The 14,205-nt window shown below is 59.0% G+C and carries 14 protein-coding genes; 3 read left to right on the forward strand and 11 right to left on the reverse strand.

The genetic code is table 11. The annotated features are described in order from the left end of the window. Positions 1-39: 39 nt before the first annotated feature. The 3 genes from DAAHT2_RS05525 to DAAHT2_RS05535 form a co-directional block, all read right to left on the reverse strand. Positions 40-1,377 (reverse strand): BUD32 family EKC/KEOPS complex subunit, encoded by a 1,338-nt coding sequence (locus DAAHT2_RS05525; protein WP_013163310.1) that lies wholly within the window; start codon positions 1,375-1,377, stop codon positions 40-42. Next, positions 1,377-1,976, reverse strand: coding sequence for an adenylyl-sulfate kinase (gene cysC, locus DAAHT2_RS05530; protein ID WP_013163311.1), 600 nt, complete (start codon positions 1,974-1,976; stop codon positions 1,377-1,379). Before cysC ends, DAAHT2_RS05525 begins: the two co-directional genes overlap by 1 nt. Before the next feature lie 165 nt (positions 1,977-2,141). After that, entirely contained in the window at positions 2,142-3,356 is a 1,215-nt protein-coding gene (locus DAAHT2_RS05535) for a glycosyltransferase (RefSeq protein WP_013163312.1), read from the reverse strand. Positions 3,357-3,557: 201 nt separating this feature from the next. Here DAAHT2_RS05535 and DAAHT2_RS14270 point away from each other — a divergent pair, with 201 nt between their 5' ends. Genes DAAHT2_RS14270 through DAAHT2_RS05550 form a run of 3 tightly spaced genes read left to right on the forward strand, consistent with a single transcriptional unit; the run spans position 3,558 to position 5,976 of the window. Beyond that, complete coding sequence (locus DAAHT2_RS14270) at positions 3,558-4,370, forward strand: sulfotransferase family protein (RefSeq protein ID WP_013163313.1); 813 nt, start codon at positions 3,558-3,560, stop codon at positions 4,368-4,370. 58 nt (positions 4,371-4,428) lie between these two features. Beyond that, positions 4,429-5,190 (forward strand): sulfotransferase family 2 domain-containing protein, encoded by a 762-nt coding sequence (locus DAAHT2_RS05545; RefSeq protein WP_013163314.1) that lies wholly within the window; start codon positions 4,429-4,431, stop codon positions 5,188-5,190. A 33-nt stretch (positions 5,191-5,223) separates the two neighbouring features. Further along, positions 5,224-5,976, forward strand: coding sequence for a sulfotransferase family 2 domain-containing protein (locus tag DAAHT2_RS05550; protein WP_013163315.1), 753 nt, complete (start codon positions 5,224-5,226; stop codon positions 5,974-5,976). Between the two features lie 69 nt (positions 5,977-6,045). Here DAAHT2_RS05550 and DAAHT2_RS05555 read toward each other — a convergent pair whose 3' ends face one another. From DAAHT2_RS05555 to DAAHT2_RS05590, 8 genes are read right to left on the reverse strand one after another with little or no spacing between them, the layout of a single operon-like run. Then, positions 6,046-6,798: a P-loop NTPase family protein gene (locus DAAHT2_RS05555; RefSeq protein WP_013163316.1), complete on the reverse strand. Its 753-nt coding sequence runs from the start codon at positions 6,796-6,798 to the stop codon at positions 6,046-6,048. Positions 6,799-6,800: 2 nt separating this feature from the next. Next, the gene (locus tag DAAHT2_RS14275; RefSeq protein ID WP_013163317.1) at positions 6,801-7,862 is read right to left on the reverse strand and encodes a phosphotransferase; all 1,062 of its coding nucleotides are present in this window, start codon (positions 7,860-7,862) and stop codon (positions 6,801-6,803) included. Positions 7,863-7,911: 49 nt separating this feature from the next. After that, entirely contained in the window at positions 7,912-9,003 is a 1,092-nt protein-coding gene (locus DAAHT2_RS05565; protein WP_013163318.1) for a glycosyltransferase, read from the reverse strand. Then, entirely contained in the window at positions 9,000-9,908 is a 909-nt protein-coding gene (locus tag DAAHT2_RS05570; RefSeq protein WP_013163319.1) for a sulfotransferase family protein, read from the reverse strand. Before DAAHT2_RS05570 ends, DAAHT2_RS05565 begins: the two co-directional genes overlap by 4 nt. After that, on the reverse strand, positions 9,905-11,086 hold the full coding sequence (locus DAAHT2_RS05575; RefSeq protein WP_013163320.1) for a glycosyltransferase: 1,182 nt from the start codon (positions 11,084-11,086) through the stop codon (positions 9,905-9,907). The genes DAAHT2_RS05570 and DAAHT2_RS05575 overlap by 4 nt, the downstream gene beginning before the upstream one ends. A gap of 6 nt (positions 11,087-11,092) precedes the next feature. Then, positions 11,093-12,544 (reverse strand): O-antigen ligase family protein, encoded by a 1,452-nt coding sequence (locus DAAHT2_RS05580; protein ID WP_013163321.1) that lies wholly within the window; start codon positions 12,542-12,544, stop codon positions 11,093-11,095. Then, positions 12,541-13,401, reverse strand: coding sequence for a sulfotransferase domain-containing protein (locus tag DAAHT2_RS05585; protein WP_013163322.1), 861 nt, complete (start codon positions 13,399-13,401; stop codon positions 12,541-12,543). Before DAAHT2_RS05585 ends, DAAHT2_RS05580 begins: the two co-directional genes overlap by 4 nt. Positions 13,402-13,416: 15 nt before the next feature. Continuing rightward, positions 13,417-14,142 (reverse strand): sulfotransferase family 2 domain-containing protein, encoded by a 726-nt coding sequence (locus tag DAAHT2_RS05590; protein ID WP_013163323.1) that lies wholly within the window; start codon positions 14,140-14,142, stop codon positions 13,417-13,419. Between the last annotated feature and the right edge of the window lie 63 nt (positions 14,143-14,205).

Raw genomic sequence — 14,205 nt, forward strand, 5'->3', positions numbered from 1 at the left:
GCCTCCCATCAGGAAGGCGGGTTTTTTCGTGCCGCTCGATTATGAAGTTGGCCGGACGGCAGCCAGCTCGGCTTGCAGTTGTTGCCGAAAAAGATGCCAATGGCGGGCGAAGGCGGAACCCCGGAATGAATGCAGAACAACAGCGGTGGCATCGATGATGTGCAGTTGCCGGCCATCCCACCCCAAAACGTTGAGGCTATTGCCGACCAGGGTGATGCGGCCGGCTTGCATCAAGGCAAGCTGGTGATTAAGCTGCTCCTGCAGGGCTGATCGTTCCCGATCCCCTAAAGTTGACAGGCAGTCGGCCAGGGGCCTGACCCCGGTCGCCGACTGCAGCATAACCGCCGCCTCCCCCTTCCCTTTCAGCGCCGCAGGCCAAACCAGGGCCAGGTGTCTTTCCGTGCCAAGCCCCAAGCGGTTTGCGGTAAGCAGCGCCACCCAGATGCGAAAGGCCGCCCGACGAACAAGCCACGGCCGCAGTGGTGCAAAAAAGCCGGTTGCAACCCCAATGGGCAGCCAGCGCACCGCTTGCCCGTCCAGCTCCAGCAGCCCACCAGCCGGCTTTAACTCCGCCTCACGCCGCCAGCCGGCCAACAGGCGCAAAGAGCTGGACTGGTCCAGGTGGCGCCGATCGCGAATAAGCCAGAACCCATCATGGCGCAGCCGGGGATAATGTTTCCAGCCCCGGCAAGCCCGGCGGGCAACCTGTTCCGCCTGTTGCCGCCGGGCGCGCCGTACCCGGGTGATGAAATCCTCTTCCTCACCCTGGCCGGCCAGCCATTGCCGCTGTTGCAAATACAATCGGAAGCCATCCCGAACCGTAGCTTCAGGCAACCTGGTTTTGGAGGCATACAGGCGAACCAGATGCGCCAGGCCTTGCTTCCGGTTCAGGGGGGAGCGCAGACGGCGGACACGATCACCGTCGACGGCATAAAGGCGCCCCTGGCGGGGGATAAAATTCAGCCAGTTGAGATCGTTCTGCACGATTCCCGCCCGGTGATGCTCGGCCAGGGTCAAAATCAGCCGGGCATGGGCATCGCCGCAACGCTCGCTGTCCTCCGGTGGCCAGGGTTCATCGGCCTCGACCCACTCCTGCACCGTCAACCAGGCCCCGACCTCCGGCCGGTAACCGGCGTAATACAGAGCCGGAGCCGCCACCCCCGAGCTAAGCAAAGCCCGGGTGCCGCGTAACCCCCGGTACCACTCGTAAGCCTGGCCCACAGGAGCAACGTAAAACTTGGCCACCACCGCCACCCCGTCAAGTTCCCCTTTAAGCAACGCCCGCTTGCCGGGATAACGATGAAAAACCCGGCCGGTAAGCAGGGTCCCGAACCGGCCCAGGTCAAACCGGCGGTTGGCCAGATAGTCGTCGCCCATCACTGCATGTTCATCTTGGCCAGGATAAACTCAACGGTGGTATCCACGCACTCTTCGAGGGAAGAAGCAACGGTATCCAAAACAAGGTCGGGCTGCCCAGGCTCTTCGTAAGGCGCGGAAACCCCGGTGTAATTTTTGATCTTACCTTGCCGGGCCAGCTTGTACAGACCCTTGACATCCCGCCGCTCACACTCCTCAAGCGAGCATTTAACGTAAATTTCAAAAAACCGGCCGCAATCGATCAGATCGCGACACTTTTGGCGGTCGGCCCGCAGGGGGGAGATAAAGGCGGTCAGACAGATAATGCCGGCATCAAGGAAAAGCTTGACCATTTCCGAGATCCGGCGCAGGTTTTCCGCCCGACCCTCGGGGGAAAAGCTTAAGTCGCTGCAAAGCCCATGGCGAACGTTGTCGCCGTCAAAGACGTAGGTCAGCCGGCCCAGATCATAAAGCTTTTCCTCGACGGCATGAGCGATGGTGGATTTTCCGGAACCCGACAGGCCGGTAAACCACATCACCATGCTCTTCTGGCCCAGCAACTGCTGACGCAGATCACTGGTGATCTTTCCCCGATAGGGAACGGTATTAGGACTTTTCATAAGATAAGTTGCTTTTTAAAAAATGGTTGAAAACATCAGTGAAGCCCCACCGGATCATTTCAAGTGGGAGAAGAGGGGTTCCCGGGCCCAAGACATAAACCCCGGTCGCGATGACTTATTAGCTGTTTAAAGGTTTATTGTCAACCCGAAGATGCCATGCACCTTTCAGCCATTCACACCCAGCGCCGCCAGATATTGCCCGGCAGCCACCTCGGTGTGATTGGCCACAACCGCCTGACGCAAAAAATCAGGATCGGGGGGAGCCTTCAGGGTTGCATTAATCGCCTGCGCCATCGCCTGAACATCTCCCACCGGCACCAAGCGGCCATAACGACCGTTGGCCAGAGTTTCCGCCGGGCCGCTGGGGCAGTCCGTCGAGACCACCGGCGTCCCGCAGGCCAACGCCTCGACGATTACGGCGGAAGCACCCTCTCGTTGCGAAGCCAGCACAAACAGCCCGGCCTGCTGCATATGCCGGTAGGGGTTTGGGTCAAAACCGGGCAGATCGACATCGTCCGCCACCCCAAGCTGCGCCGCCAGTGCCAACAATTCCGACCGCTGCCGGCCTTTGCCAAGAATGATCAAGCAGCAGCGGCGATCACGGCGGACCAGGGCAAACGCCTGTATCAGGGTGGCAAAATCTTTTCGCGGCTCCAGCGAACCCACCCCCAAGATCACGGGATTATCTGCCTTGCCATACCAGGGATGGGCCACCGGCTCGGCAGCAAGCCGAAAAAAACGCGCATTGACAATGGGATTGCGAATAACCGACAGGCGTTCCGGTTGCACCCCGGCAATTTCAATCAGATCATCGGCCACCCCCTGGGACGGAGTAACGGCTGCATCCGCCAACGGATACCAGCGACGCATGGAAGCAAACAGGGCCTTACGTTGCGCCGGCTTCAGGTCTTTGCCCTTGGCCGTCACCGACATCCCCATCCGAATCACCACCCGGGTCGGCACCCCGGTGAGCCTGCGCGCCAACAACAGTGCCCGGTTGAGCTCATGGTTGGCGGTCAGCATCGCCTGGGGCCGATGGCGCCACAAGTACCAGAGCAGGCAGGGCAACACCGTTTTTTTGCTGCTCACCGGCAGCCGGATCACCCGGACATTGTCGGGCACCTCTTCCAGGTAAGGCCCGTGCCCGCGAATTTGCAGCAAATCGAAGCGATGGGAGGTACGGCCAAATTCCGGCAGCAGGTTTTGCACCACCCGATCCACCCCGCTGTGGCCGGAGGTGGCAAACAGCAAAGCCAGGTGCCGGCTTAAAACTTCCTTTGCCTGTTTAGAGTTTGAGGAATTATTTTGAGTTCCTGCCACAGTATTGTGTCCGTTTAGGGTACGAAAAGTGGTGAGCGAAAATCGGTTGACAACCGGCATGGCAGCCGATACAAGAAAAGCCTTTGCTTATGGTGGACGAACAGTGGCTACGCCTATGCTCTCCGATATCATTACTGACTTACTACGGTATCCGACGCAACACTCCAATGCAACTGCACAAAGGGTAAGCGTTCATGTCGTTGTTGGTGAACCGTAATCGTTCAGCGGCTCACTGGCGACAGTACCGGAGGCGACACTTCTTTGAAAAGAGCAGAAAAAACCTATATTCAACGAATTACCAGCCGAATACGCTCGTTTCGCTACAGCTGGAAACCATTTTATCGTCATTGCGGGCTAAACCGTTTCGACCATCCGGTACACGCCAACGCCAATGTCCCGACCATTGATGCCCGCATTGCCATAAGCCACGCCAATCGTTTTCTCTTCGTGCGCATTCCCAAATGCGCCAACACCACCATCCTGAGTACTCTATGGTTATGTGAAAATGGTATGTCTCCCGAGGACCTGGCATCATTGCCAGCCCAGGAACAAAAAAAAATGATGCGCAAGCAAAACATGATGCAGTTGTTCAGCCGACCTTCCGAACTGTCCAGCAGTGCGGCCCAAACCGTGCTGAAAAAATACTGCAAAGCCGTTATTGTCCGCAACCCCTTTAGCAGAGCGGCCTCAGCTTATCTGCACAAATTTCGCAACGGCAATGCCGCGCAAAAATTCGGGCTGCCAAGCAACCTTTCCTTTGCCGGATTTTGTGACTACCTGCGTGACGGCGGACTCCATGACGATATCCACTGGATGCCCCAGAGCCATATCTGTCCTCTGCCGCCGGGAACAATGGATTTCATCGGCAAAATGGAAAACCTGGCCATTGATCTGCCACGCCTTACCAATATTGTTTACGGACGTTCGGCCACAATCTTTACCCGCCAACATCATACCACACAAGCGAACAACCATTTACGAGAACTCTACGGCACACATGAAAAAAGGCGGGTAGCGGAACTCTACGCCGAAGATTTCACTTGCTTTGGTTACCAACCCGACAAATTATCATAAGTTTTCTCACAACACCCTCCCGTTATAACGGGCCATAACACCCTTTGGATCAACACCAATGCACCTGTCTCGCCGGCTCAGTGAACTTTTCAACCCCCTTCTGAATTCATTGGATGGCCGCGTGCAACGCCATCGCGTTAACAGTCGCATCCTGATTTCCGAACCCAACCGGTTTGTTTTTTACCGGATTCCCAAGGCTGGCCATTCAACGGTGGGCAAAACCCTGGTTTACTACGATCCGCATCTCACCTCGGAAGAGCGCCAAGAAATTACGCTCAGCGGCAGCAAATCCGGGCCTTATCTCCACCCCAGGGAACTGGGACGCAGCCGGGCGCGGGTTGCCTGGCGGGAGTACTTCAAACTGACCTTTGTGCGTAACCCCTATCGTCGGGTGCTCTCGGCCTATCTCGATAAGATTGCCCGTATTAAGCCCGCCACCAAGAATCTGGGAACATCCCCCGTCGACGAACAGGGTCAACCACTGCCCTTTCTTGCGTTTCTGGATCAAATCAAAGGGGCCGCCCTTTACGAAGGACCCCATTGGGCGCCGCAAGTTGCCCTGCTGCCCCGCGATCTTGCTCGCTTGGATTTCATTGGTCGCCTGGAAAAAATCGACACCGACCTGGCCACGGTGATTGAACGCGTTTACGGACGCAAAATGGCCAGCGGGGTGCAAAATTGGGATAGCCACAAAACCAAATCGGGAGACGATTTTCACCGCTATTACGACGGATCAGCCATCGACACGGTGCGCCATCTGTACCGGGAGGATTTCGAGGCCTTTGGCTATTCCCTGGACCCGGAAACGGCACTCCGCTGACCAGGCACCACTTAACCGTAAGAGGAAATTGCCATGATCATCAGCCACCGCCACCGTTTTATCTTTGTCCACTGCCGCAAGGTGGCCGGTAGCTCCATGAAAGTGACCATTGCCCCTCACCTGGGCCCGGCCGATATTATCCTGGGCAGCTACCAGGAGCTTTTCCGGGACAGCAGTTTTTTTACCCCTCAGGTCCTGGGTGAAGCCCTGCGTCCCCATGGGTTGCGAGAATTGGCCTCCGGCTTGCTCCGGGGGCGTAATTGGCGCAACTCCATAAACAAGGCTGTCAAGCGGCGTTACAAAAAGGCCTTTGGCCTCTCATCATCCGGTCATCCCACCGCCACCGATATCCGCCAGGCTTTCCCGGAGGCCTGGAACAGTTATTTCAAGTTCTGCTTTGTGCGCAATCCCTACGAACGGGCGGTTTCCGATTACCTTTATCTAACGCGCAGGGATGCCGCCTCGCCCTCGTTCAGCGACTACCTTCGCCAACTTAGTGAATCCAAACGGGATCTCCATGGCCGGGATAAATACGACAACTGGCCCATGTACACCATTGGAGAGCAACCGGTCATGGATTTCATCGGCCGTTACGAGAACTTATCGTCAGATTTCAGCAAAGCAATGGAGAAGGTCGGACTTTCAGGAGTTAAGCTGACTGCCTCGGAAAAGCGCCGAAACTATCAAAAGCCTTGGCGTGAATACTACGGGCCCGGCGACCGCGAGCTGGTGGAAGCTCTGTACAGCAAAGAGATAGGTTATTTCGGCTATACTTTCGAAGCATAACCAGGACACACCAGCAAAACCCTGCCGTCGTCTTTAGGCACCCCCACAAAGGTCGAAATTATCCGCCTTTCACCCGGCGCAAGCTTTGCCGATCAGAGCGGCCGCCTTAGCCACCGCCTCCCGCGGTCGCTGCCCAGTATCAACCCTGACCACAACCGCTCCCCGTTGGGCCAGCATACGGCACCCATCCTCACTAATCGCCCGGGCCGATTCCACCATGGCATGAAAACGCTGCACCGCCGGGTTACGCTGCGTCAGCCGGGCGTGAATAACCTCGGTTGGCGCGGTAACGTTGATCACCACCTTCGGCAATGGCATGAGTCGAAAATAAACCTGGCTGACCGCCGGCTCAGACCCCTGCCCCAGACTTACTCCCCGCTGGGCCAAACCTTCGTCGAACAAGACCAGCTCCCTGCCCGGCAGGCGATCGACCGCATGGGCCAAGGCAACCTGGCGAATAAAGCTGAGCAGGCGCTCAAGCCGCAAGGCTGGATCAACTTCAGTGGAACCGGCGTTTTCCAGGCCATGGGCCAAGAATTCCGGCCAGGGCGATGCCGCCTCCCGCAAGCGCTTGTACTCCCCGCGCACCATCTCTTTTTCATACTTGTGGCGCATCCAGCGCTGCAATCCTTGGCGGCCATAAAACCAGCTTTCAAGCCGGCGCGACAACAAACCGGCCCGTTGCTGCTCCTGTTTAACCACCAAGGGAACCCAGCGGGCAGACAAAACCGCCCGCCCCTGCCTGAGCAGAGCTTGCTGCAGGGCGCCCATAACCGTTGTCTTGCCCACTCCGGGGGGACCGATAAGCTCAAGACGTTCCATGCCTAGCCCATTTTGCAATCATGGCGAATTTTTTCTGCCGCCCCGATCAGTTTTTCCCGGCGCCGGGCGGAACTGGAACTGCTGAACTGGGGGCGAAAGGCGTGGGCAACAACCATCGCCAGAAGGGCGGGAACCCGCCACCGGGCTTGCCACTTTCTTCCTGCCACCGCCCAAATGGCAGCCAGTTCGGCATCATAGTCACCAGCCAGATAAGCTTGGCGCAGCACGGCATTAACTTCACCGGAACCGCGCAACAGCGAGAGGGCGTCAAAAAAGAACGGCAGTGGTTGTACTCGTTCAAGGTCGATCAGAATCAGGCTGCCATCGGGCTGGACCACCACATTGCCGTTATGGCAATCTCCATGGCCGGCCAATAGCGGGCAGTCCGCCAAAAGCTCCTGTAAACCCGTCTGGTGTTCACTGAAAGCACGAGCCAGCCAAGGGGGGATTTGCCAGCGGCTCAGCTCGGCCATAACCGGGGCAAAACCAAAACGGCCCTCACACCAGGCGGCATGCTTTTGACACACACTAAGCAGTTGGCGAAAAACCGGGTCCCATTGCCTCGGTACGGCAGCACGGATGGGACATCCAGCGACAAAATCTTCGCGCACACCGTACAGCCCCTCCAGATCCAGCCGGGCTTCTTCAATCCAGGGCACCGGATAGGAGCGGCGCAACCACTCGGCATTGCGGGTCAGCCGCGCCACCAGTTCCGGGCGGGAAGTCAAACGAAGGACGTGATCCCGGCCGGCCGCCACCAGAATAACCCAATCCCTCCGCTGAATGAGCGTATCATAAAGGGGGGTGGCCGCTCCTGCCGGCGGCGCAATTTTATACGGACGCCCCACGAGCCGGTGCAGTAGCCAGGGAAAGTGGTCAGTGCCGGCCTCCTGCAAGCCCCGCTGGTAATCATCCGGTTGCCCTGTCGGCCCGGCGGGAGCCAAGGCCAAACCACCGCTTATGTGATAATTTCCCGGGAGCATCAGCGGCTGCAAACGTTCCAAGGATCGCCTGACATCATTTTGCCGCCGCAGCTTCGCCAGCAGCCCGTTACCCGTCTTCATCGGCTTACCTGTTGCAAACAAGTTGGGAACCATGGCAACAGCGGCAACATTATTGCAACCCCATGGTTCGCAAGTAATGGGCCGCTACCTTATCACTGCGAAATCGCTCCAGCCCTTCCTGCAACAAGCCGGCAGGGGGCGGTTCGGCCAGCACCGCCGCCATAGCTTCGCTCATGGCAAGCTCCTCGCCGATGGGCACTAAAGGCCCCAGCCGCCCCCCCAGCAGAATTTCATCGGGACCGCTGGGGCAATCGGTACAAACCACCGGCGTGCCGGCCGCCAAGGCCTCAATAACCACATTGGCCAAGCCTTCATAGCGGGAAGAAAGGACAAAAAGCGAGGCCCTGGCCAGCCAGGGGATCGGATCCTGCACGTAGCCCGGCAGGTCAACATCCTCAGCTATGCCCAACTCCCTGGCCTCAGCTTGCAGATCGTTCCGCAACGGTCCCTCCCCCAAGATAATCAAGCGGCAAAGCCGTTGCCGGCGCAAGCGAGCAAAGGCCCGCAGCAGAGTGACAAAATCTTTCTGCGGGGTAAGTCGGCCGATACCCATCACCACCGGCGGGCCATCGCCCGCCAACCAGGGATGACCCATCGGCAAGCGGCGACGTTCGGCGATATCCGGGGTTACCGTCGGATTGTAAATCACCTCCACCTGCTCGGGATCAACGGCAAAGTTGTCAATCAGATCACTGCGCACCCCACTGGAAACCGCAATCAACCGGTTTGCCCGTGGGTAGAGCCAGCGTGCGGAATACCTTTTAACCGGCCGCCGCAAAGTTTCGCTTAAGGTGTTGGTGACCTTAACATAGATGGGCACCTGGGAGCGTGCCAAAGCTCGGCCAACCAGAGCTATCTTGGCGGCATGATCCTTGGCGGTCAACAGGGCCCGCGGCTGGCAACGCCGCAGATAACGGGCCACTTTCAACACCCCGTCCTGTTTACCCCGATTTCGCAGATCGACCACCTCGACCCCGTCGGGAAATTCATCCGGATAAGGCACCTCCCCGCCCCGGGCCAGCAGCAGCTGCACCCGTACCCCCTGGGCCAGAAATTCCCGGCACAAAATCATGATCTTGCGCTCAATCCCTCCCCAGGCTTTAAGCGGGGCCAAAATGGTGAGATCCGGTGGCTGGCTCATGCGCTCTCCTCTGGAGCAAGGTCTTCGGGTTTACCTGCATAGCCATACTTGGCCAACACCGACTGGTAGCGGCGGCTGAACTCACGTAATTCTTCGCGCCGGGTCCAGGCGTGGGCCCGTTCGGGCCGAAAGGCGGCAGCGGCTGCCTGCAGGCTGCTTTCATCCGCTTTACAACCGCAAAAAGCCAAGGCCCGGCGCAAGTTCGGCAACGGGTCGGCCAGCATTGCTTCATATTGCATGGTAACCGCCTGCGCCCCCAGCTGCTGCACGTGCTCCAAAGCCCGCGCAACATAAAGCTGCCAGAGCTCAAAACCGCCCTCCAACGTGCGGCACCGCACCTGGGGACCAAAACCGCGCCACTTGGGCGCCAGGGGATTCAGCCAGGACCAGTGGCGCCGCTGCTGATAGCGCTCGATGCGCCGTTCAAATTCCTGCTGGCGGCGCTGGCGCAGACTGGCAGCCACATCAACGCCATGGCGGACGATGTGCAACACTTTGGCGTCTGGAAAAAGTTCCAGCCATAGGGGCAGGGTAAAGGTGTTACGCGGATCTTTCCAGCCCCAGGGCCCTTGCTGGCCGGGCAAGCCACCGCGCTGCAAACCGCGCTTTAACCCCAAAAAGCGCAGCGCCGCCGGCCCCCGGATAATCCCCCCCATATAGTCCAGCAACCAGGGCTTGAGCGCGTTATCGGCCAGCAACAGGTCCATGGGCTCCGGGCAATCCCAGGTGGCCGAGGCCTGCCGAAACAGCCAGGCGTTGATGGCGTTGGTAAAGGCCGCTTCCTCGTTGCGACTGGTACCCCGGCCCATGAAAAAACCGGCCTGCTGCAGCACCCGGGTCAGCAAGCTGGTGCCCGAGCGATGCATGCCGATGATGATTACCGGGGGAGTCGTGGGTGTCTTCATGGGACGGCCCGTTCACTCTCAGCCGGCTTGCAGCGGGGGGAGAGCCCAAAAAAATCCAGGTAGGCCCGGGCGGCGGTTTCAGCCATGAAAGGACGCACCGCTTCGGCATAATCGAACTGAGGCGCCTCGCCTCGTAAAACCTTTAAAATCCCGGCAGCCATGGCCCGATCATCCTGCATCGGCACCAGAATGCCATAGCGCCCATCGGCCAGGATCTCTCGAGGACCGCTGGGACAATCGGTGGACACAACGGGGGTACCGACCCCCAGGGCCTCCATGACCACATTGACCAGGCCTTCCCAGCGGGAAGAGAGGGCAAAAACGTCGGCCCTGGCCATATAGGCATAGGGGTTGCCGGCAAACCCCGGCATATCGACCCACTGGCTGATCCCCAACTCCTCGGCCAGGTTCTCCAGGGTCGGTCTTTCACGCCCTTCACCCAGGATCAGCAACCGGGCCGGGCGCTGGCGCACCACCCGGGCAAAGGCACGCAGCAGCATGGCGTAATCTTTCTGCGGCACCAGCCGCCCCACCGAGAGCACCACCGGCAACTCCTTATTGACCAGCCAGGGATGCTCCACCGGCTCTTTGGCCCGGGCCAGGTTGCCGGGAGCCACCGAACCGCTGTATATCCGCTCAATATGTACGCCGGTAAGACCGACATTATCGCGCAGGTCATCGCGCACCCCATCGGAAACCGCAATCACTCCGTGGGAGCATGGGTATACTTTACGAATCTCACGAAATTTGCGCTCACGTTTGCGGGGTGAGTCGGCACGTTTTTCCGACTGCCCGAAGGTGTTGGGCACACTCAAATAGCGGCGGGTGCGCAACCCCGGCAGATAGCCGGTGCGGGCCAGCACCATGTTGCTGATATGATTAACCGAAAGAATCACCGGTGGCCTGCGGCGCCGCAAGTAGCGCCACAAAGCCAGAATGGTCGGCAGCCGGTGGGAGGTTCCCAGGTGAACCAGGCGCACCGCCGGCGGCACTTCTTCAGGATAAAACATCTCGCCGTCCCGAAAGGTTACCAGCTCCACCCGCAACCCCATGGCCAGCCAGACATGGATCTGGTTCAGCAGGCGACGATAGGTCCCGCCCCAGGAACGAAAGATGCCGAACAACACGATATCAGGCGTCTCGGCTGCCGCCGTCAGCGGCAAATTATGCTTGCCCATAAACAGTTAACCTCGTGCCAGGCTCTTAACGCTATTTGGGCAATACCGGCTCAGGTGCGCTGCCACAAGAGGAGCTGTAAGCAATGAATAAAAGTGGATTAACACAAACCGGTCCAGATTATGGGTGCCCAGCATCCACACCGCCATAAAGACGATGAAGCCGATACCAAAAAGGGCCAATGCACGAGCCCGGCCATCATTCGGCTCCGCCAGCCGCCGCCAGCCTTCATGGAGCATTAAACTCACAAAAGCGAGCACCAGCATATACCCCACCACCCCGAAACGCACCATGATTTCCAGGTGCCCGTTATGGAAATGACCAGTACGCCCTTCCAGCTGCCAGGGAATGGGCCGTTTTTGCAGCAGGTAGTATGGTTCGGCGGGCCCGAAACCAAACCATGGGCGTTCGAGCACCCTTTCCAGAGCAAAATGGGCATATGCTGCGCGGACCCCCAAAGAACTGTCGGAGATCTCCTCAATGTTGCCGCCTTGGGGCAGGGTTACCAGTTCCCCCATCGTCTGCCACTGGCTGCTGACTCGACTTTCCAGAATCCCCCAACCAAAAGCTACGGTCAGCAGCAGCGCCAACCCCGCCACGATGGCCGGCACCAGGGCAACGGCATTGCGCGCCAGCAACTGAGAGCGGAAGTGCCAGGTCGCCAGCAAAAGCACCACCGGCAGGGCAGCCGCCACGGCAAACCAACCGGTACGGGTTTTGGTGGCCAGCAAAGCCGCCAGCAGCACCCCGCCCGCCAGCAAAAGTACCAGCAACCAAGCCGCCAGCCGCCATGGTCGGACTATTCCCAGGCGGGCACCAAAGCCAACCGCGCCCACCGGGCGACTGCTTAGGTCGTCGGTGGCATGACCAGATGTTTGACTGCGCACGGCCAGCAGGGGCACAAAGATGAGTACCGCCAGCAAGGCCGCCCCCAGCTTCAACCCGGCAATCAGGTGCCCCAAGTCAAAAACATAACGTCGATTGGTTTGCAGAGCCTGAATAAATGCCCCGCCATCCAGGGTTAGCAAAACATCCAGCAGCAACGAAGCAAACAGAACCGCCACGACCCCCAGGCCATGCTTGAGCCAGTTGCCGGTGGCCACTAGAACGATACCGGTCAGCAGCACTGGCGTAACCAGGGACTTGCCCCAACCCCTGGCCCCGTCCAGGTACTCAGCCCCCATCTCCGGGTCGCCAAGCCAACCCACCACCCCGCGCAAAACCACATAGGCCAGAAAGGCCACCCCCAACCAAAACATGGGTGAACGGCGCAACGCAGAGAAATGACGGACAATAAACACCAGGGCCACAACAAACACTCCCCCCTGCGCCGCTTGCCCCAAAGAGGTACTGTGGGGAGAAACCAGGGCCATGGCGTATAGTGCAATGACGGCCCAGGTCTGCAGACGACCCTCCGGCATGGCCAACCAGGTCGGCCAACGTGGTAAAACCCCGCTCATCTCTCCCCCTTAAATGCTTTGCCGGCAAGCCCGGCGCCCGCATAGCGTCGGTAAAAGGGATCCAACCGTTCACCTATCACCTTTTCCACGTAAGCCAGCCCCTCGCCATTAAGATAGTCGCCATACCCGCCAACCTTGCCCTTGCGGGTTTTGTAACTCTCTTCATCATCGACCTCCCTGGCCGACAGGGCGCTGGTGCCGAAAGCGTTGCCGGCTTCCAGTCGGCGCATGTTGTCAAACCGACAAAACTCCACGGCCTCCCGGATGATATCCTCGCTTATCTCGCCATAGCCGATAAACTCCAGCACCCGCCGTAATTCGCCGGCGGGGTCGGCATGCAGGTCTTCGTAGCTGATCAGCAGGAAATCAGCCGGCAGGTAACGGTTGCGAGCCCAGATATTATAGAATGCAACGATGGATTCAATGCCGCCCCGACGCTCATGCACATACTCCTCCATGGTGCCCCGGTAATTGGCGTTGCGTTTGGTCTTTTGAAAGTACGAGGAGACCAGCACATCCCGCGGATCACGGATCATGAAGATCACCTTGCGGCCGGCGTAGGCCGACTTGTCGGTGCTCAGCTCTTCGGGCAACAAAAACTCCGGCCCGCCATCGTGGTGTTGCAGAATATAAGGAATACGGCGCCAGGGCTTGGCAAAATCACGCAAGCGCAAAGGGTTGCGAACATTAAGACCATGGTGCAAGGCAAGCGATTTACCAATCAGCAAGGCCAGCCAGGTGCGGCCACACTTGGGGTAGGAGATCAGATGAATATCGGCTCGCCAGCGGCGCCAGCGGCGGCGGCAGCGTTGAATCAGGCGCCGCACGGGGCCGCGTTTTCGTACCAGAGGGGGCATAATTGTCGGTAATGGTTAGAATTGGTAGCCAAGCGCCGCAATCTCTCGCCAACACAGACGTTCAATCAGTTCCCGGTCGGTCCGGCTCAGGAGCTCGGCGTATGGTTGCCGGTCCTGACGGATCCCGCCCTTGGCGCGCCTGGCCGGCAGGCTGATATCACCGTCTATTCCCAGATCAAGGCGCAGTTGCGCCAGTTCGGCCGGCAGGTTTTCATAGCGCAGCACTCGATCCACGGCGATTTGATCATTGATCGTGTAATGGCCCCAGTTACTGAGCCAATGGGGCTTGTGCCGCTCCAGCCAGCGCAGATACTCGCTAAGGCTGGGAAAGTCGCGACGCCCCTTTTCCTCCCAGCGGTGCTTCTGCCACCAGTAACGGGACAGGGCCCGATCCCAGGGGTTGCGTTCGATGGTAAAGCGATAATAGCCGGACCAGATCTCAGGGCCCACCAACCGGCGAATCTCGGGGGCCGTGCTGTGTTCCCCGTACTGGGCGCGCTGCCCCCGGGTCAGCAACCGCCGCCACTCTTTAAAGCCGCGGTGGTCGCGGATTCGCTTAAGGTGGTTGCAGGGCCCGACCCCGCCCTCCGCCCGCCGCAGTTCTTCTTCGCCGCGCTGGGCACTTAAAGGGGTGATCACATCCTCCGGCCCGCACACCCGGGAAAGAGCGATCTCCAGGCTGCTGCCGGCGGTCTTGCGGGTCTTGATAAAAATAAAGCGATTACGATGGCTGATAATCAAAGGCGGTAAGCTCCCGTCACTTTTTTTTGGTGCCGGGCCATTAGAGCAGATGAGTCAATTAAT

This window comes from Desulfurivibrio alkaliphilus AHT 2, assembly GCF_000092205.1.
Classification (GTDB): domain Bacteria; phylum Desulfobacterota; class Desulfobulbia; order Desulfobulbales; family Desulfurivibrionaceae; genus Desulfurivibrio; species Desulfurivibrio alkaliphilus.